The sequence below is a fragment of the Streptomyces cyslabdanicus genome (assembly GCF_052663305.1).
The window spans coordinates 33,405-51,983 of record NZ_JBQRUW010000003.1 but is presented as its reverse complement, the minus strand read 5'-3'; the positions used below and the strand labels follow the sequence as shown (position 1 = coordinate 51,983).

12 protein-coding genes are annotated in these 18,579 nt (G+C 73.5%); 9 read left to right on the top strand and 3 right to left on the bottom strand.

The annotated features are described in order from the left end of the window. Nucleotides 1-401: 401 nt before the first annotated feature. The 3 genes from ACTYVM_RS02395 to ACTYVM_RS02385 all read left to right on the top strand — a co-directional run bounded on the left by ACTYVM_RS02395 (nucleotide 402) and on the right by ACTYVM_RS02385 (nucleotide 2,877). Nucleotides 402-971 carry a hypothetical protein gene (locus ACTYVM_RS02395; protein WP_445524287.1) on the top strand — a complete coding sequence of 190 codons (570 nt, stop codon included), beginning with the start codon at nucleotides 402-404 and terminating at the stop codon, nucleotides 969-971. Next, nucleotides 964-2,004 carry a COG1361 family protein gene (locus ACTYVM_RS02390; RefSeq protein ID WP_445524286.1) on the top strand — a complete coding sequence of 347 codons (1,041 nt, stop codon included), beginning with the start codon at nucleotides 964-966 and terminating at the stop codon, nucleotides 2,002-2,004. The genes ACTYVM_RS02395 and ACTYVM_RS02390 overlap by 8 nt, the downstream gene beginning before the upstream one ends. 213 nt (nucleotides 2,005-2,217) lie before the next feature. Further along, entirely contained in the window at nucleotides 2,218-2,877 is a 660-nt protein-coding gene (locus ACTYVM_RS02385) for a hypothetical protein (RefSeq protein WP_445524285.1), read from the top strand. 22 nt (nucleotides 2,878-2,899) lie between these two features. On the opposite strand, the gene ACTYVM_RS02380 is transcribed toward ACTYVM_RS02385, so the two are convergent. Both ACTYVM_RS02380 and ACTYVM_RS02375 read right to left on the bottom strand, forming a co-directional pair. Beyond that, nucleotides 2,900-4,171: a serine/threonine-protein kinase gene (locus ACTYVM_RS02380; RefSeq protein WP_445524284.1), complete on the bottom strand. Its 1,272-nt coding sequence runs from the start codon at nucleotides 4,169-4,171 to the stop codon at nucleotides 2,900-2,902. 111 nt (nucleotides 4,172-4,282) lie between these two features. Next, nucleotides 4,283-5,941: a serine/threonine-protein kinase gene (locus ACTYVM_RS02375; protein WP_445524283.1), complete on the bottom strand. Its 1,659-nt coding sequence runs from the start codon at nucleotides 5,939-5,941 to the stop codon at nucleotides 4,283-4,285. A 560-nt stretch (nucleotides 5,942-6,501) separates the two neighbouring features. On the opposite strand from ACTYVM_RS02375, the gene ACTYVM_RS02370 reads away from it, so the two are divergent. From ACTYVM_RS02370 to galE, 6 genes are all read left to right on the top strand, one after another. After that, a complete protein-coding gene (locus ACTYVM_RS02370; RefSeq protein ID WP_445524477.1) occupies nucleotides 6,502-10,347 on the top strand; it encodes an FHA domain-containing protein in 3,846 nt (1,281 codons plus the stop codon). 163 nt (nucleotides 10,348-10,510) lie between these two features. Next, a complete protein-coding gene (locus tag ACTYVM_RS02365) occupies nucleotides 10,511-11,905 on the top strand; it encodes an ABC transporter substrate-binding protein (RefSeq protein ID WP_445524282.1) in 1,395 nt (464 codons plus the stop codon). A gap of 7 nt (nucleotides 11,906-11,912) precedes the next feature. Next, nucleotides 11,913-13,256: a carbohydrate ABC transporter permease gene (locus ACTYVM_RS02360; RefSeq protein WP_445524281.1), complete on the top strand. Its 1,344-nt coding sequence runs from the start codon at nucleotides 11,913-11,915 to the stop codon at nucleotides 13,254-13,256. After that, nucleotides 13,253-14,164 carry a carbohydrate ABC transporter permease gene (locus ACTYVM_RS02355; protein ID WP_445524280.1) on the top strand — a complete coding sequence of 304 codons (912 nt, stop codon included), beginning with the start codon at nucleotides 13,253-13,255 and terminating at the stop codon, nucleotides 14,162-14,164. Before ACTYVM_RS02360 ends, ACTYVM_RS02355 begins: the two co-directional genes overlap by 4 nt. A gap of 816 nt (nucleotides 14,165-14,980) precedes the next feature. Beyond that, nucleotides 14,981-16,597: a glycosyltransferase family 2 protein gene (locus ACTYVM_RS02350; protein ID WP_445524476.1), complete on the top strand. Its 1,617-nt coding sequence runs from the start codon at nucleotides 14,981-14,983 to the stop codon at nucleotides 16,595-16,597. A 55-nt stretch (nucleotides 16,598-16,652) separates the two neighbouring features. Continuing rightward, a complete protein-coding gene (gene galE, locus ACTYVM_RS02345; protein ID WP_445524279.1) occupies nucleotides 16,653-17,669 on the top strand; it encodes a UDP-glucose 4-epimerase GalE in 1,017 nt (338 codons plus the stop codon). Here the strand turns inward: galE and ACTYVM_RS02340 are convergent. Next, nucleotides 17,614-18,573: an ABC transporter substrate-binding protein gene (locus tag ACTYVM_RS02340; protein ID WP_445524278.1), complete on the bottom strand. Its 960-nt coding sequence runs from the start codon at nucleotides 18,571-18,573 to the stop codon at nucleotides 17,614-17,616. The genes galE and ACTYVM_RS02340 overlap by 56 nt on opposite strands. Between the last annotated feature and the right edge of the window lie 6 nt (nucleotides 18,574-18,579).

Genomic DNA, 18,579 nt, shown 5'->3' with positions numbered 1-18,579 from the left:
GGCTCCGCCAACCGACAAACGCCGCACTCCCCTGCCCTCCCGAGGCACACCGCCCCCTCACGCCCCACCAGGTACCGGGCGCCCCGCCCACTGGGCCCCCACACGCCGGTCGCACCCGCTCACTCATAGGGCCGGCGCCGCCGCGCACGGTGGTGACGGCGGCTTCGACGACCGCGAGGGCGCGCGGCCGGGGCGTCGAGGATCACGTCGAGCTGGTCGCGGGTCGGTCTGCGACGCCGTTCGCTGCTGTCCTTCGTCATCGCGACCAGGCGATCTGAGGGTGCCGGCGAGGCGGGTGGGTTTCGCTGCGGCTGAAATGTGGTCATTCGTGTGGCGGAGTGCGGTGCGCGTCGGCTTGTGTGAACAGGCCGCGCCCGATTGTCTGCGTCACGTCAGCCAGCATGTCCGCTGTCAGCCAGGTTGTCCGCTGGCGGGCGGCTACTTCGGGAGTTACCGTGCGCGCACGAAGCCTGTCTGTCGCAGCCGCAACCGCTGCTCTCGTCCTGGCCCAGCAGGGCCTCGCCGTCGCGGCGGACGACCCCAGCACCACAGTCACGTTCGCCGTCACCTCCGGCGCATTGACGCTGTCGGTACCGGCCAGCGCCGACCTCGGCTCGGGAGCGCCCGGCACCGAGATCAGCGCGCCGATCGGTCCCGTGACCGTCAGCGACAACCGCGCCCTCGCCTCGGCCTCCTGGGTGGTGACCGCGACGGAGACGGACTTCACGAGCGGTACGTCGACGATTCCCGCCACCAGCGCTGCCTATGCGGCCGGGACGGTGACGACGACCGGTGTCATCACCATCACCACAACGGACGTGACGCTGAGCAACTCCGAACAGACGGTAGTCACCGGGACCGAAGGTGTCGGAGACAACACCGCGACCTGGAACCCGACAGTCACCGTCAACGTGCCCCCCGGCGCCATCAGCGGGCTCTACACCGGAACGCTGACCCAGTCCGTTGCCTGACAGAACGAAGAGGGCGCGCCGGTACTGGGTCCTCCTGCTGGTGCTGGCCTTCGTGCAGGCGGCCGGGGTGACGCCGGCGGCGGGGCACGGGGCGCCCGGGGCGCCCGCCCCCCAGGACCCGGCTGCGGGCAGGACCATCGGTATCAAGCTGCTCGACGCTCCGGAAAGCCGCCGTGCCGATCCCAGGGCGCACACCTACATCGTCGACCACGTCGCGCCCGGCTCGACCATCGAGCGGCGGGTGGAGGTCACCAACGAGTCGTCCACACCGATGCACGTCAACGTCTACGCCGCGGCGGCCACCATCGCGAAGGGTGGGTTCACCTTCGCGCCGGGGCGCACTCCCAACGAGCTGACCGGCTGGACGTCACTCGACAGGGCGGGCCTTGAGCTGGCGGCCTCCGGAAAGGCGCGGGTGCGCGCCACCATCCGGGTGCCCAGGGACGCCGCCGCCGGGGAGCGGTACGGCGTCATCTGGGCGCAGACGGGCGCCCCCGCGGACCGCTCGCACAACATGACGATGCTGGCCCGGGTGGGCGTCCGCATGTACATCGACGTCGGTCCCGGCGGTGAGCCACCCTCGGACTTCAGGATCGAGCGGCTCCATCCGACCCGAGCCCGCGACGGGCGGGGGGAGGTTCGCGCCCGGATCCACAACACGGGGGGCCGTGCCCTGGACATCAGGGGGGCACTCTCCCTCTCCGACGGGCCGGGCGGACTGCGCGCCGGACCGTTCTCGGCCAAGACGGGCACCACACTGGCTCCGGGCGACCTCGCGGAGGCGGTCGTCCCGCTGGACGCACGGCTGCCGGACGGCCCGTGGACCGTGGCGTTCACGCTCAGAAGCGGCCTGGTCGAGCACACCACGCGCGCCGTCATCACCTTCCCGGCGACTCCCGGTAGCGCCGGAGCGGTCGCCGCGTCGACCGCCCGGCAAGGGCACTTCCCCACCCCTGTGGTCGCCGGGCTCTCAGCCCTCGTCCTCACCGGTCTGTGCCTTCTGCTCTCCCGGTTCCTCCGGCGCCGGCCATGACCGTCGTGTCGTATGCGCGAACCCCCTCGCGAAAGCGTAAAGTGATCTTCTTGTCACGATGAGTGACTACGGCTTGTTATCGACGGTTTGGAAGCGGAGATGTCGATGTTCAGGCAGGGGAGAGGGCGGGCCGGAGCAAGCCGCGACACGGGAGGTGGGGGCGGCATGTCTCGATTGCGGCTGAGGGTGCGGGCCCGCAGGACGGGGACGGTCATGACGGCCAGGCTGGCCGTCCTGGCGACCGTCCTGGCCACAGCCTGGACCGGCACGGTTCAGCGCGCCTACGTCGCCCAGGTCGACGACGAGCCGGTGCCGGTGATCGGCACCACCACCACGGGCCTCACCGAACCCAGTGGCACCGCCACCACTGACCCCGGCGGCACCGACAGCGCCGACAGCACCGGCAGTACCGGCCTCACCTTCACGGTCCTCCCCGTCAGGCGACCCTCCCTGACCATCACCAAGAGTCACGCGGGCACCTTCACCCGGGGCGAGGACGGCGTGTACACCATCACTGTGGGTAACGCCCCCGCGGCCGGCCCGACCCATGGCACCACGGTCACCGTCCACGACATCCTCCCCGCAGGTCTTCGGGCCGACAGGATCACCGGCGGGGGTTGGCACTGCGTTCCGGCCACCCTCACCTGTACACGCCGCGACGTCCTGCCGGCCGGACACCGCTACCCGCCCGTCACCGTGAAGGTCGACGTCTCCTGCAACGCCCGTGCACGGGTCACCAACACCGCTACCGTCACTGGAGGCGGTGACACCACCACCCACACCGCCCACGACACCACCACGATCAAGAACCACGGGCACCACCGTGACGGCCACGACGGGCGTCATGACCGCTGCTATCGCCACGACCACTGAGGCCGGTGGGAAGCCGGGGGAATCACGGAGACGCCGACTGCCCCGGCACCCCCGACGTCCCGTCCGCCCCATCCCCCGACGACGCCCACCACACCCCCGCCCCGAGCACGCCGGCGACCACCACTCCCGCGATCCCCAACGTCACCCTGCGCCGCCGCGCGGCGGCGCGATGACGCGCGGCCGAACCGGGCCGCGGCGCCCCGACCGCCCGCGGCACCCGCGCCGTCCCCCGCGCGCCCCCCGCCAGCTCGTCCGGCGCCGGCACCCGCATCGACGTGTGCGTGTCCCGGTTGGAGTCCGGCCTCGCCCCGGGCACCAACGGGACCGCTCCCCGTCGCCGTACCCGCTCCCCGGCCCCGACCTCAGACCCGGCCCCGGCCGATTCCGCTGCCCGGCCGGACAACGACTCCCCCGGTTCCGGCTCCTGCTCCGGCTCCGCACCCGGCTCGTCCACATCCAGCGGCGGCATCCCCACGAGCATCGGCTGGAGCTCTCTGAGCCGGGCTCCCAGCTCCGAGGCCCGCAGCCGCGACGCCGGTGCCTTGGCCAGGCACTGCACGATCAGCCGCCACAGCTCGTCCGGGATGCCCGGCAGCGGCGCCACCGTCTCCGTGACGTGCCGGCGCAGCACCGCGCCCGGATGTCCGCCGCCGAACGGGGTGAAGCCCGCCAGCAGCTCGTACAGGACCGTGGCCAGCGCGTAGATGTCCACGGCGGCCCGCGGGGGCAGCCCCTCCACGATCTCCGGCGCGAGATAGTCCGGCGTACCGATGATCTTCGTCGCCCGGGTCCGCTTCGGCGAGTCGATGAGTTTGGCCACACCGAAGTCGGTCAGCAGCGCCGGATGCGCACCGCCGGGGCCCAGCGGCCCCTCCATGTCCAGCAGCACGTTCTCCGGCTTGACGTCCCGGTGCACGACCCCGGCCGCGTGCGCCGCGGCGAGCCCGTCCGCCACGTCGGCCACGATCGCCACGGCCGCCTCGGGCGCCAGCCGCCGCTCCCGCTCCAGCCGGGTGCGCAGGTCCGTACCGCGGACCAGGTCCATGACGAGGGCCAGGTCGTTGCCGTCGACCACCAGGTCCCGGACGGAGACCACGTTCGGGTGCTCCAGACCCAGCAGCGCCGTCCGCTCCTGTACGAAGCGGCCCACGAGTTCCTGGTCGGACGCGAGGTCCTCGCGCAGCAGCTTGACGGCGACGGGGCCGTCGGGTCCTTCGCCGAGCCACACCGTGCCGGCGCTGCCCCGCCCCAGGATCTGGTTCGCGGTGTACCGGCTGCCGATCTTCCGTGCCAAGACTGCTCCTACAGACGCGTGTTGCCGACAAAGCTACGCGTCCGGCGAGCCAACCCTCACCACGGAGCCGGAATTCACCCGCCGGCTGTCGACAAATCCCCAGAACCGCGTCTAGTTGCCACTGCCGCTGCCACCGCCCAGTTCCTTGACCCAGTCGCTCACGGCGCCGGCCCAGGAGCTCAGCTGGTGCCAGTAGCTCTCGCCGTCCCCGATCCAGCGGTGCAGCGGCGTCAGATCCCAGATGAGCCAGCCGGCCACCACCAGGATGATGATCGTGAACAGGCAGCCCTTGAGGCAGCCGAGCCCGGGGATCTTCATCGGGTTCGCGCTCCGCTGCCGCGGCGGCCTCGGCTCGCGTGCCGGCTGCCGGGGCTCCGGCCGGGCGGGCGGCGCGTACCGCTGCGGCTGTTGCTGCTGATAGCCGCGACCGGGCTGCGCCTGGGGACGCGGCTGGCGCTGCGGCTGCTGCTGGGGCCGGGCGACCTGCCGCTGGGGGCGGCGGCGCAGCGGGTCCTCGCCGGGGTCCAGGTACTGGACCTGCGTCTGCTCGTTGCGGTCGCGGGCGGCGCGCAGCTGGTTCTGCCAGGGGTGCGGCTGCTCGGGCTGCTGGTCCCCGTACGGCCCGCCGCCGGCGCCGTTCATGTCGCCCGGCGCTCCCTGCGGCATCGGCGGCATCACGCGCGTGGAGTCGGCGCCGCCGTGCGCGGGCAGCACCGTGGTCGGATCGGCCGCGCCGGGCGGGCCGGAGTGCGGCAGGACGCTGGTCGCGGCGTTCGGGTCGTACGACGCGGCGCCCTGCGGCAGCACCTGTGTGGGGTCGGCGGCGCCGGGGACGTCGGGGGCGGGCACGGTCGCGGGCGCCGGGTCGGGCATCAGCAGCGCCCCCACGGCCTCCGCCGCGGCGATCTGCGCGGGGTTCGCGTGCACGCCCACACCGTCGGCGACGACGCGCAGCCCCCGGGCGAGGTTCTCGGCACTGGGCCGCTCGTCGGGGTTCTTGCTCAGGCAGCGCTCGATGACCGTCCACAGCGGGTCGGGGACGGTGGACGGGCGGCGCGGTTCGGCGCTCAGGTGCTGGTGCAGGACCTCGAGCGCCGAGCCGCCGGAGAACGGCGGCCGGCCGGTGACCAGCTCGTACAGCAGGATCCCGGCGCCGTAGACGTCGACCGCGGAGGTCTGCGGCCGGCCCTCGGCGGACTCGGGCGCGACGTACGCGGGCGTGCCGACGAACTCGTGGGTGCGGGTGAGTCCCGGGGAGTCGGCCAGACGGGCGATGCCGAAGTCGGTCAGCATCGGGTGCATCTGCCCGCCGTCCTGCTTCAGCAGGACGTTGGCCGGCTTCAGGTCGCGGTGCACGACCCCGTCGGCGTGGCTCGCGGTGAGCGCGTCGGCGATCTGGGCGGTGAGCAACGCGGCGGCCACGGGCGTGAGGGGGCCGTTCTCCCTCAGGTAGCGGTGCAGGTCGGGGCCGTCGACGAGGTCCATGACCAGCGCCAGCAGATCGCCCTCGACCACCAGGTCGCGCACCCGCACGATGTTCGGATGGGTCAGCCGGAGCAGGACGGACCGCTCCCGCAGGAACCGCATCACGATGTCGGAGTCGTTCGCCAGCTCCTCCTTGAGGACCTTGATGGCGACGGTCTCCCCGGGCTGCCCGGGCACGGCTGCCTCCGCGCCCGCCGCCTCCCTCTGGCGGGCTCGCCAGACGGTCCCGGTGGCACCGCGTCCGAGCGGCTCCTCCAGGAGGTACTTGCTGCCTACCGGCCGCACGTCATGCGCTCCCTGTTGCTTGCGTAGCTTGCGTTGCTTGCGTTGCTTGCCTGAAGTTGCTTGCCTGCGTGAACCCGAGCTTCCGGGGCGTCCCGCGGGTGCCGGGACCCGCCACGCGGGTGTTCCGACCCACTTTAGTTTGCCGCCCCCCGTGGCGCCGGACGGTCGAGCTGCCGCGCCCGGTCCCGCGCCCGGTGCCGTCCGCCCGCGCCGCGCCGGCTCCGTCCACGGCGACGTACGCACGGGCCTCCGTACATGTTCGATGGAAAGACGCTCGGCTCGGGTCGCTTGGTTGCCCGGTACGGACGTGAACGATCTCAAGCAGGCATCGAACGGACATCCGCCGAGCATCGGCCGGGAACTTTTGCGGGCAGAGCCGACCAATCAAGATCACTTGCCGGTGGGTGGCGGGCGCGGTGTCGGTGGCAGGTGCGAGGATGCCTCCAGAACTGGCCGACGTGCTCGTCCGGCGATGGGGGAAAGTCCGCGGTGGGGGACCGCGGGGCGGTTTCGCCCCACGCCGGTCGCGGGCGCCCGCGCAGAAGGGACCGCTGACGGCGATGCAGATCCGGCTGACCGTCGTAGATCCGCAGGGCCCGCCCTCCCCCACGGTCTCGGCCTCGCAGGAGCAGGCCGGCCACCCACCGGCGCGGAACCGCTCCGCGCGCTGCGACGTGCTGGTCACGGCGCCCGCCGGCACCGCCCTGGCCGCGGTGGCCGCGGCGCTGGCCGCGACGGTCTGCGGCGAGGGGACCTCGGCGTCCGAGCGGGGCGGCCGGGAGCGGGGCGCGTCCGGCGGCCGGGAACCGGGGACGGGTCCCGTGGTGCTGTGCGCGGGCGCGGAGCGGCTGGACGCCCAGCGCTGCACACTCGGCGAGCCCCCGCTGCTCGACGGCGCGGTGCTGTCCCTGGGCGCCCCCGCCGACCCCGAGCCGCACCCCGAACTCGACGACGCCCCGACCCAGCTGCACGTGGTCGCGGGACCGGACGCGGGCGGGGTGCACCTGCTGCACGGCGGGCAGATCACGGTCGGCCGTTCCGCCGACGCCGACGTGCCGCTGGACGACCCCGACGTCTCGCGCGTGCACTGCGCGGTGACGGTCGCCCCCGACGGCGGCGTCTCGGTCGCCGACCTGGGCTCCACCAACGGCACGGTGCTGGACGGCAGCCCCGTCGGGTCCCGCCCGGTCCGCTTCGCCCCGGGGGCGCTGCTGCGCATCGGCGAGTCGGCCCTGCGCCTGACACCGGCCGCGGGACCGGACGCCCGCGTACGCACGACACCCGACGGGGAGGGCCATGTGCGGCTCCCCTCCGAGGGCGCGCCCGCCACCACGGCCACCTCCCCCGACACCTCCTCCGCTCCCGCCCCCGCACATGAGCGCGTACAGGACGGCGCGGGCGACGGCCACGGCAGCGGTGCGCGCGGCGCGGACCCGCACGCGTACGGCGATGCCACGGGCCCGACCGTGACCCACCGGGGAACACTCGCGCCGCACCCACCGGGAACCCGGGCGTCCGGATCCGCAGAAGCCTCCGCGGCCCCCGCGGTCCCCGCGCAGGCCGGCGTGGACCGGACCGAGAGCGGCGACGGGGCTCCCGGCACGACGCCCGCGCCGGTGTCCTTCGCCATCACGGCCGACGGCGGCACCGGCGTACCGCAGGTCCTGCGGCGGCGCGGCGGGCTCGGCGCGTGGGCGCGGCGGCTGACCGGCGGGCGCGGCGAACAGGGGGCCGACCGGCGCGGGACGTACGACGGCACGGCGGCGGACGTGCGCGCGCAGGACGCGCCCGCGTGGCGCACCGCGCCGCAGCTGCCGGACACCTGGCCGGACCCGGCGGCGCTGCTGCTCGCGGCCCTGGGCCCGGGACCGCGACTGTGGGAGCGCGGGCCGGGGCACCCGGAGGCGCTCACCGTGCGGCTCGGCACGGCCGACCGGCCGGCCCCCGACGGTTCGGGGCTGCTGCCCGCGGTCCCGGTCACCGCCGACCTGCGCGAGGTGGGGGCACTGGGCCTGGCCGGACCGCGCGCCCGCCTGTCCGGGCTGGCCCGCGCGGTGCTCGCCCAGCTCGCCGCGGCGCACTCCCCGGACGCGCTCGAGATCGTGCTGGTCAGCGCCGATGGCGCCCGCCCGCTGGAGGAGCGCACCGCCGAGTGGTCCTGGCTCGGCTGGCTGCCCCACGTCCGCCCGGCCCACGGCCAGGACTGCCGCCTCCTGCTCGCCTACGACCGCGAGCAGGCCGCGGCCCGCACGGACGAACTCCTCCGGCGCGTCGAGGACCGCACGGCGGACCACCCGGGCGGCGCCCCCGCTTCCGGGACGCGCCCCGCGACCGGCGACCACCGGGCCCAGGACGCGCGCGACGACGCCCGGTCTCCCTTCTGGGTGCGGGACGAGAACCCGGTGGACGAGCCGGGCTTCGCCGGGCCGTACACGGTGGTGGTCGTGGACGGCGACCCGGGCGGCGCGACGGTGCGCGAGGCGGTGGCACGCCTGGCGCACGAGGGCCCCCGGGCCGGGATACACGTCGTGTGTCTCGCCGAGACGACACCCGCCTCGCCCGCGTCCCCGGTCACGGACACCTACGAGGCGGCGTGCGCGGGGTCGCCGGCGTTCGGGGCGTGCGGAGCCGTCGCCCTGCTCAGCGGCGACGTGGCGACGGCGCTGCGGCTGATGCGCGTCGCGGGACACCCGGCCGCGGCGCACCGGGACAGCGGATCCGAGCGGTTCCGGCGGCGCGCGGACGCCCTGCGCGCTCCGCGCGCCGACGCACCCGCCCAGGCCCCGGCGGCGCGGGCCCCGCACCGCACCCCCATATCCCCCGGCACCGTCGCCGTCGTCGACGCGGTGTCCCTCGCCTGGGCCGAGCGGTTCGCGCGGGCCCTGGCTCCCCTGCGGACGGACGGGCCCGGAGCGAACCGGCCGGCCCGGGTGTCGGCGCCCCTGCCCCTGTCGGCGCGGTTGCTCGACGAGCTGGGGCTCGCGCGGGCCACCCCGGCCTCGCTCCAGGCCCGCTGGGCGGACGCGGCCGACGACACGGCGGCCCTGGGCGGGCGCGCCGGGGCGATACTGGGCGCCGGTCCGCGCGGGCCGGTCTGCGCCGACCTCGTGGCCGACGGACCGCATCTGCTGATCGAGGGGCCCGCGGGCAGCGGCCGTACGGAACTGCTGCGCTCCGTCGTCGCCTCGCTCGCCGCCGCCGAGCGGCCCGACCGCCTCGGCATCGTGCTGGTGGACGGCCGGGACGGCACCGGCGCGGGCGGCGGGCACGGCGACGGCCTGCGGGTCTGCACGGACGTGCCGCACGTGACCACCCACCTCACCGCCAACGACCCCGTCCGCATGCGGGAGTTCGCCCAGTCGCTGAGCGCCGAGCTGAAACGCCGGGCCGAACTGGTCGGGCTGACGGACTTCACCGAGTGGCACACCCGACGCGAGGTCTCCGGCCGCCTCGTCTCCCCCCGCACACCGTCGCCTTCCGGCACGCCCGGCCCGACCACCCCGACCACCCCGACCTACGCGGCCCCGGCCGGCCCGGGCGCGGCAGCCGGCGCCGACACCGCGCGCGCCCCGCAGCGGACGACGGCGACCCGCGGCACCTTCGAGCCGGGACGCACCCCCACGGGCCCCGCGGGCGCGAGCACGGCCCACCCGGGCGTACCCGGCGCGCGGACGAGCGGCGCGGGCACACCCGGCGCGGACGCGGCCCGCGCCGCCCAGCGCACGGCGACCGCCCATGGCGCGTTCGCCCCGGGGCACACCGGCACGGGCCCGGCCGGCCCGGGCGCCGGGGGCGCCGTCGGCACCGGTGACGTGGGGGATCTCGACAGCCCGCCCAGTTCGACGATGCGGCTGCGGCCCGCCGCCGCCCGCCGGCAGGCCGCCACCGCGCCGCCGCTGCCCCGGCTGGTGGTCGTCGTCGACGACCTGGACGCGCTGGTCTCGCCCTCGCTCGGGTCGCCCGGCCGGCCCTCGGCCGGGTCGGTGATCCGCGCGCTGGAGGCGGTGGCCAGGGAGGGCGAGCGGCTCGGCGTCCACCTGGTGGCGGCCACCACGCCCGGCGGCCGTACGGCGCAGACCGAACCGGCGCGCCGGGCCGCGCTGCGGGTCACACTGGACGCACCGGCCCCGGGACCGGACGAGCCGGCGCCCGGACGCGGGCGGCTGGCCTGTCCGGACGGCCGCGTGACGGCGTTCCAGGGCGGTCGCGTCACCGGCCGCATCCCCCGCACCGCGACGCAGCGCCCCACGGTCGTGCCGCTGGAGTGGCACCGCATGGGCGACCCTCCCACCCGGCGCTCGGTACGGGAGTTGGGCAACGGGCCGACCGATCTCGCCCTGCTGGCAAGCGCGTTGGAGCGCGCGGCGCGGGAGGTGTCGGCGGCCCGCGTTCCCTCGTTGCTGTGACCGGTCCCGCTGCCGTGATCGACATCTGACGCGGAGTCACGACGTGGTCACGATCGCCCGGTTGACGCCGTGGGCGCTCTTGCCGACTCCCGGACCCCGGCGTACACCAGAGCCCACGGGACAGCGTTCGGACGTTCGACGAGGAACGGAGAACGGGGCAGTCATGCGCAGCACGAGCAGCACCCTCCTCAGTCACCGGGCCGCGAGGACCGCGGCGGCCGTCGCCGTGGGGGCACTGGCCCTCTCCCTCACCGCGTGCGGCGGCACAAGCGACAACAAGAAGAGCGGCGACGACCACAGCGGCGGCGGGGCCACGGAGAGCGCCGCCTCCGTCACCCTCCCCAAGCTGGACGGCGCGACGCTGGAGGTCGCCGCCGTCTGGACCGGCGGCGAGCAGAAGAACTTCAAACAGGTCCTCGCCGAGTTCGAGAAGCGCACCGGCGCCAAGGTCACCTTCGTCCCCGCCCAGGACCCGATCATCAACTTCCTCGGCTCCAAGATCGCGGGCGGCCAGCCGCCGGACGTGGCGCTGCTCCCGCAGCCGGGGGCCATCAAGCAGGCCGTGGAGAAGAAGTGGGCCAAGCCCCTCGGCCAGGAAGCCCAGGAGCAGCTCACCAAGAACTACTCGCAGGGCTGGCAGGACCTCGGCAAGGTCGACGGCACGCAGTACGCCGCCTATTACAAGGCCGCGAACAAGTCGCTGATCTGGTACAACGCCAAGGTCTTCGAGAACGCGGGGGCGAGTGAACCCAAGACCTGGAAAGACCTGCTGAGCGCCGCGCAGCAGGTCTACGACTCCGGGGTCACCCCGTTCTCCGTCGGCGGCGCCGACGGCTGGACCCTCACCGACTGGTTCGAGAACGTCTATCTCTCCCAGGCCGGGCCGGAGAAGTACGACCAGCTCACCGACCACAAGATCAAGTGGACGGACCCGTCCGTCAAGGACGCGCTCACCACGCTCGCCCAGATCTGGTCCAAGAAGGACTACGTCGCGGGCGGCCCGACCGGCGCGCTGCAGACCGAGTTCCCGGCCTCCGTCACCCAGACCTTCACCGGCGGCGACCAGCCGAAGGCCGGCATGGTCTACGAGGGCGACTTCGTGCAGGTCAACATCGGTGAGACCAAGGCGAAGGTGGGCACGGACGCGAAGGTGTTCCCGTTCCCGGCCGTGGGCTCCACCGCGCCGGTGGTCTCCGGCGGCGACGCGGCCGTGATCCTGAAGGACTCCGAGGCGGCCCAGGCCCTGGTCACCTTCCTGGCCTCGCCGGACGCGGCGACGATCCAGGCGAAGCTCGGCGGCTACCTGTCCCCGAACAAGAACGTGCCGAACTCCGCGTATCCGAACGAGGTGCAGCGCACGATCGCCCAGGCGCTGATCGCGTCGGGCGACTCCTTCCGCTTCGACATGTCCGACCAGGCCCCGCAGGCCTTCGGGGGCACGCCCGGCAAGGGTGAGTGGCAGGACCTCCAGGACTTCCTGAAGAACCCCTCGGACGTGGCGGGCACCCAGGCCAGGCTGGAGAAGGACGCGGCGGCGGCGTACGGCGGCGGGAGCTGATCCCGCGATGGCGCCGGCCACGGCGGCGGGAGCCTCGACGGGCCCCGCCGCGCCCCGTCGTCGCAAGAGCGTGACCGGCACCCGCAGGACCGTGGCGGCCCTGTTCCTGCTGCCCGCCCTGGTGCTGCTCGGCGCGCTCGTGGTCTACCCCATCGGGTACTCGCTCGTCCGCAGCTTCTCCAACGCCTCCGGCGACGGCTTCGCCGGGTTCGACAACTACAAGGCCCTGTTCACCGACGACGGCATCCGCACCGCGCTGAAGAACAACGTCATCTGGATGGTGTTCGCGCCGACGGTCGCCACCGCGCTCGGTCTGGTCTTCGCGGTGCTGACCGAACGGGTGCGCTGGGGAACGGCGTTCAAGCTGGTCGTCTTCATGCCGATGGCGATCTCCATGCTGGCGGCCGGGATCATCTTCCGGCTGGTGTACGACCAGGACCCGGACCGCGGCGTCGCCAACGCGGTGTGGGTCGGGGTGCACGACACGTTCGCGCAGTCCTCGGCGTTCCCGAAGGCCCACCCGGGCCGCGACTCGCCGCTCAAGCCGGACCAGGGCGGTTTCCTCACCGCCGACCCGGTCCACACCGGGCAGTCGGTCACGCTCCCCCTGGTCGGAGTGGCCCCCGACCAGATGCCGAAGAGCGCCGAGCAGGCCGTCCAGGCCACGCCGGAGCCGGGGAAGATCACCGGCACCACCTGGCAGGACTTCACGCGCGGCAAGGGCGTCGGGAGGCTCAGCGTGGTCGACCCGAGCGAGCCGGGCTATGCCGGGATGCGGATCGAGGCGGTGAAGGGCGGCACGGTGGTGGCATCCACGAAGGCCGCCGACGACGGCACGTTCACCCTGCCGGCGTCCGCCGACGGCGCACTGCTCCGGCTCCCGGCGAGCAACTTCAAGGCGCCGTACAACGGCGTGAACTGGCTGGGCCCGTCGCTGGTCACCCCGGCCGTCATCGGGGCGTACGTGTGGATGTGGGCCGGGTTCGCGATGGTGCTGATCGCCGCCGGCCTCGCGGCGGTGCCCCGGGAACTGCTGGAGGCGGCCCGGGTCGACGGCGCGAACGAGTGGCAGGTGTTCCGGAGGGTCACCGTGCCCCTGCTGGCCCCCGTGCTCGCGGTCGTCGCCGTCACCCTGATGATCAACGTGCTGAAGATCTTCGACCTGGTCTACATCATCGCCCCGGGCTCCTCCCAGGCCGATGCCGACGTCCTGGCCCTGGAGCTGTACCGCAAGGGCTTCTCGGAGGGGCAGCCGGGCATCGCCAGCGCCATCTCGGTGTTCCTTCTGGTGCTGGTGATCCCGGTGATGTTGTTCAACTTGCGCAGGCTGCGGCGGGAGGTGCGGCGATGACGACGGAAGCCGGGACTCCGCCGAAGACGGTGCCCGTCCCCCGGGCCGTACGGGCGAAACCGTCCCTGGGTTCGCGGCTGGCGCAGGCCGTCAGCGGCGGCGTGCTCCGCGTGTTCCTGATCGTGGTGGGCCTGTTCTGGCTGGTCCCGACGATCGGTCTGCTGCTGTCCTCGCTGCGCTCGCCGACGGACATGAGCGCGAGCGGCTGGTGGTCGGTGCTCGGCAAGCCCTCGCAGCTCACCTTCGACAGCTACCAGAAGCTGTTGGAGAACAGCGACATCACCAACTCCCTGCTGAACACCGTGCTGATCACGGTCCCGGCCACCGTCCTGGTGGTCCTGGTCGGCTCGCTGGCGGGCTACGCCTTCGCGTGGATGGAGTTCCCCGGCCGGGACTGGTGGTTCCTGGCCGTGGTCGGACTGCTGGTCGTGCCGGTGCAGGTGGCGCTCATCCCGATCGCCGAACTCTTCGGCAAGCTGGGCCTGTTCGGCACGATCTTCGGGGTGGTCCTGTTCCACACGGGCTTCGGCCTGCCGTTCGCGGTGTTCCTGCTGCGGAACTTCTTCGCGGAGATCCCCCGCGAGCTGCTGGAGGCGGCCCGCCTCGACGGCGCCGGTGAACTGCGGCTGTTCGCCCGCGTGGTGCTGCCGCTGGGCGGGCCCGCGATCGCGAGCCTGGGCATCTTCCAGTTCCTGTGGGTGTGGAACGACATGCTGGTCGCGCTGGTGTTCACCAAGTCCGGCACGCAGCCGATCACCGTCGCCCTCCAGACCCAGGTACGCCAGTTCGGCAACAACATCGACGTACTGGCGCCCGGGGCGTTCATCTCCATGGTGATCCCGCTGGCCGTGTTCTTCGCCTTCCAGCGGCAGTTCGTCTCGGGTGTGATGGCGGGCGCGGTCAAGTAAGCACACGGTAAGACGTTTCGGGGCGGACCGGCGCCGGCCCGCCCACCGCCGGCTCGCCGTCCCCCGGATGCCTCAGCGGGCCGTGACCGACCCGCTCCACCGGCCGTTCCCGGGCAGAACGCCCGTGTCGGCCCTTGGATGCCCCCTTGCCCAGGTTCAGTGTCAACGTCCCCGCGCACCGGGTCCCGGCGTACCCGCGCGCATGCCTGGAGGCGTGCCGCCGCCGTTACCGCACCCTCGGCCTGTGGCCGGCGCTGCGCATCGGGTACATCGGGCTGCGATACGCCCTGGTCAGGCTGGGCCCGCACCGCGCGATCCGGGTACTGCGACTGGTGGCGGCCCTGTGCCACCGGACGGTCGGACCGGCCGTCCGGCCGCTGCGCGTCCTGCGCGCCACGGCGCTACGGATCGCCGCGCTGCGGGCCACTGCGCTACGGGTCGCCACGCTGCGGGTCCGGTCACGCACGGGGTGGCCGAGCCGGTCGCCGTCCTCCCCTGCCGTCCGGTGTCGTCGCAGGTCGCGCCCCCGAGCCGAAGCCCGCTCGGGTCCGTGTCCCCATCCGCGGCCGCCAGGCCGTTACCCAGAGCCGTTGAACACCGTTTGCTCTTTCGCGAGTCCGTCTGCCCACGGCGGACCGGATCGCCGCCACCGGCCACCGCCGCGCCGTTCTCCTTCGTCCGGTTGTGGCTGTCGACGGAATTGGTGAGTCCTCAAGGGGAACCCGAGTCGGACACTCACCGTCTTCCGGACGGGACACCAAGTCCCTCTTAACGGGAGATTACCGACTATCCCTACTATTCCCGCTCGTGGATACCATGCATCTGCACCCCGACCATGCCACCGACGTCAGCGTCGTCGTGATCGGTTACAACGACGTCACCCACATGGCCGACGCTGTGCGCTCGGCTCTCGCGCAGGGCCCCTCCGTCAGCCAGGTCGTCGCCGTCGACGACTGCTCGACGGACGGCACCTTCGAGCTGCTCGAACGCCTGGCCGCGACCGAACCGAGAGTGCGGGTGATCCGGCGCGAGGACAACAGCGGCGGCTGCGGCACCCCGCGCAACACCGGCATCGACGCGGTGACGACGCCGTACGTGATGTTCCTCGACAGCGACGACGTACTGCCGCCGGGCGCGGTGAACGCGCTGGTCGCCGCCGCCCGGGAGGAGCGGGCCGAGGTCGTGAGCGGCCTGTGCGTGCGCCGTGAGCTGCCCTCCGGGCGCGAGGTGCCCTGGCAGCGCAAGCTCTACGGCGAGGGCGCCGTCCTCACCCGCCCCGCGCGGCTCACGCGTCTGGTGCACGACACCCTGTGCGTCAACAAGCTGTACCGCACCGACTTCCTGCGCGAGCACGCGATCCGCTTCCCGGACGGGCACTACCCCTACGAGGACTTCGTGTTCAGCGCGCGCCTACTGGCCGCCGAACCCCGCCTGGCCCTCATCCCCGACCAGGTGTACGTGTGGAACGTGCGCCGGTCCGCCGGACATCTGTCGATCTCGCTGGACCGCGCGCACATCGAGAACTGGCGGGCCCGCACCGAGGCGAGCAGGACGGCGTACGACATCCTGCTGAACGCCGGGCAGAAGGAGCTCGCGCGGGCGGCACGCGCCAAGTTCCTCGACCACGAACTGCGCATGTACGCCCGTGAGTTGAGCCTGCGCGACGCGGAGTACCGGCGCGCCTGGTGGGAGCACACGCGGCAGTTCCTCGGCGAGTACGACGCGGCCGACTGGGCCGTCAACCCGACGGCCGCCGGGCGGCTCCTCGGACGGGTGATCCTCGCGTCGCCCGAGCCGCGCGACCTGCCGCGCCTGAAGGAGCTCGCCGCCCGCCCGGCCCGCCTGTGCCCGCCCTACGCCCGAGGCAGGGACGGCACCCCCGTATGGGCCGAGGACCTCCCCCAGATCAGCCTGGAGCCCTACCTGGTCCGGCCGGTCCACGTCCTGCCCCTGGCCGTGGACGCGGAACTGCACCCTCACGCGGGCAGCAGCGTGCTGCGGCTGCGCCTGCACGACCTGTACGGCAGGGTGGCGGCCGCCGGACCCGAGGCACTGGAGGTGGCGTGGCGTCACCGTGAGGGCGGGCGCACGGCCCAGCAGGTCACCGTCCCGCTCACGCCGGCGACGGAGGGCACCTGGTCGGCCGAGACGGGCGTGGACCTCGCGAGGCTGGGGGCCGGCACCTGGGACCTGCGGCTTCGGGTGTGCTTCGCCGACGGCACGAGCCGCGACATGACGGCGCACGCGCGCGCGGGCGCCGGCCTGCTGCGCCGCCGCGCCGTGCCGAGCGTGCGCTACGGCGCCCTGCTGGTCCAGCCCTACGCCACGCATTCCGGCGCGCTGGCGCTGCGGCTGGCGATGGGGCTGCACGGGGTGACGTCCATACTGCGTGGCAGACTGCGCCGTCTGTTCCACCGGGCCGCGTCACAATGAGCACGCGACCCGCATCCGCACGACGACCTGGGCCAACTGACGAGGAGACGCCCGCATGACCTGGCTGATCACCGGCGGCGCCGGCTACATCGGAGCGCACGTCGTCCACGCGATGACCGAAGCGGGCGAGCGGGTGGTGGTGTACGACGACCTGTCCACCGGCATCTCCGAGCGCGTCCCGCGGGACGTCCCGGTGGTCGTGGGCTCCACGCTGGACGGCGACCGGGTGGCGCGCATCCTCGCCGAACACGACGTGACCGGTGTCGTCCACCTGGCGGCGAAGAAGCAGGTGGGCGAGTCGGTGGACCTGCCCCTGCACTACTACCGGGAGAACGTCGAGGGTCTGCGCGTCCTGCTGGAGGCGGTGACGGCGGCCGGGGTCGGGGCCTTCGTGTTCTCCTCCTCGGCGGCCGTGTACGGCATGCCGGACGTGAACCTGGTCACGGAGGAGACGCCGTGCGTGCCGATGTCGCCGTACGGCGAGACGAAACTGGCCGGTGAGTGGCTGGTGCGTGCGACCGGCCGGGCGACGGGCCTGTCCACGGCGTCCCTGCGGTACTTCAACGTGGCGGGCGCGGCGAGCCCGGAGCTGGCGGACCTCGGTGTCTCCAACCTGGTCCCGATGGTTTTCGAACAGCTGACCGAGCACGCGCCCCCGCGCATCTTCGGGGACGACTACCCCACGCCGGACGGCACCTGCATCCGTGACTACATCCACGTGGCCGACCTCGCGGAGGCCCACGTGGCCGCGGCTCGCGCCCTGTCCTCTTCTTCTGGTTCTTCCGGTTCTTCCGGTTCTTCCGGCTCCCCCGGCCGCGACCTCACCCTGAACATCGGCCGCGGCGAGGGGGTCTCGGTGCGCGAGATGATCGACACGATCAACGCCGTCACCGGCTACGACACCCCGCCCACGGTCACCTCCCGCCGCCCCGGCGACCCCGCCCGCGTCGTCGCCTCCGTCGACCGCGTCGCCAGGGAACTCGGCTGGAAGGCCCGGCGCGACCTCCACGACATGATCACGTCGGCCTGGCAGGGCTGGCTCCACCACCACCCGGAAGCGGCCCACACCTGACCGGTCCGGCTTCCGGCTTTCGCTCATCCGTTCGCCCTGCCGTGGTCCGGTAGAACTCGGCTGCCGTGACGGTGGCGGGGACGCCGAGTTCGGCGGCGACCGCGATGATCGCGGTGGCACCGACGGCGAGGTCGGCTTGGCCGTCGGTGGTGAAGAACGGCGCGATGAACGTCTCGTGGTGGGCTCGGGCCTCGTCTGCGGTGTGCCGGCCGAGGAACGTCCGGATGTACCGCACCGTGGTGTCGGGTTCGTCGTGGATGACCTGCAGGGCGCGCCGGTGGGCTCGTACGACGGCCTGGACCGCGGGGTCGTCCGGGTGGACGCGGGTGGGATCGACGGCCAGGCCCACGGTGGGGATCCGGAAGTGGTCGCCGACCCAGGCCAGGACGCGCCAGCCGTACTCGGCGGCTATCGCCTCCGGTGCCATGGTGCTGCCGACGAAGGCGGCGTCGATCGAGCCCTCGTGCAGCCGGCGCAGGTCCATGCCGTAGTCGCCGGGCGGGCGGACGACGGTGTGGATGTCGCGGTCCGGGTCGAGGCCGGCCTGACGCAGCACGATCCGGGCGAAGCACCCGGGTGGGGTGCGCGGGGCGTGCACCGCCAGCCGTCGGCCGGCCAGATCGGCCAGGGAGGTCGGGCCGGGGCGGGCGAGGAACCAGAACAGCGGGCGGTGGGTGTCGACATGGAGTGCGACCCAGGGGATGCCGTCGACCAGTCGGGACAGCAGTGCCCTGCCGAGTCCGATGGTGGCGCCCTGGCGCAGCCGTTCCACGTCCCAGGAGCAGCCGTCGTGCAGCGCGACGTGGACGTCCTCGTCGGCGTAGTAGCCCTGCTGGTCGGCGATGTACGCGACCAGTTCCTCGTGCAGGCCCCGCCCGACGTAGGCGAGATCGATCGTGTGCATGAGCAC